The organism is Alcanivorax sp. HI0083, assembly GCF_001635175.1.
On record NZ_LWFX01000101.1, the window covers coordinates 1 to 1,086 of the forward strand.

General features: G+C 62.7%; 1 protein-coding gene. It reads right to left on the minus strand.

Annotated features, from left to right (window positions below; all coding sequences use genetic code 11):
* On the minus strand, nucleotides 1–1,086 hold a 1,086-nt coding region (locus A3754_RS01120), incomplete at both ends, for a helicase-related protein (protein ID WP_063518629.1).

Genomic DNA, 1,086 nt, shown 5'->3' on the forward strand with positions numbered 1-1,086 from the left:
GCAGTTCCACGGTGCTGTGGTCCTGGTGGATCTTGATCGGGCCGATCAGGCGGCTGGGCAGTTTGGCTTCGTTGGCAATGGCGCCAACGATGTTGCCCGGCTTCACACCGTGGTCGTGGCCGACCTTGATCCGGTAGCGGCGCATGGTCTTGTCGCTGCGACCCTTGTCGTTGCGGTGGCGAGGGTTGCCTTCCCGGCGACTGCCCGCATGGGCGGATTCGCGACGGCGCGGCTCTTTCACCATTTTCGGTTCTTTCAGAATCAGCGGCTCACGCTTGAACATCATGGTGGCCAGGGCGGCCGCCATGTCGTTGTCGCTGATGTCCATGGCGTCACGCAGCTGGTTGACCAGCGCGCGGGCTTCATCAACGTTGGCTCCAGAGGTGAACCCGGCCAGCTGTTCCTGGAAGCGGGCAATGCGCTTGGCATTCAGGTCATCCACGGACGGCAGCGCCATCTTTTCGATGCTCTGACGGGTAATGCGCTCGATCTGACGCAGCACGTGTTGTTCGCGACGGGCCACAAACAGGATGGCGTCACCCTGGCGACCGGCACGGCCGGTACGGCCAATGCGGTGTACGTAGGCTTCCGGGTCGCCGGGCATGTCGTAGTTCACCACGTGGGTGATCCGCGGCACGTCCAGACCGCGAGCGACCACGTCGGTGGCGATCAGCAGGTCAAAACGCTTGTCTTTCAGGCGCTGTACGGTTTTTTCCCGCTGCTGCTGGGGAATATCGCCGTTCAGGGCTTCGGCACGCAGGCCGCGACGGTTCAGCTGCTCAGCCAGTTCCAGGGTGGCCTGCTTGGTGCGCACGAAAACCAGCACGGCATCGTGTTCTTCGGCTTCCAGAATCCGGCATACGGCGTCGAGCTTGTTCAGCCCGGCCACCGGCCAGTAGCGTTGGCGAATGGTGGTGCCGGTGGTGGCGCCGCCATTGTCGATGCGAACCAGTTTGGGTTGCTTGAGGTGCTGGTCGGCAACCTTGCGAATAACCGGCGGCATGGTGGCGGAGAACAGCGCCAGCTGGCAGTCATCGGGAGTACGTTCGAGTACCCATTTCACATCGTCGATGAAGCCCATGCGGA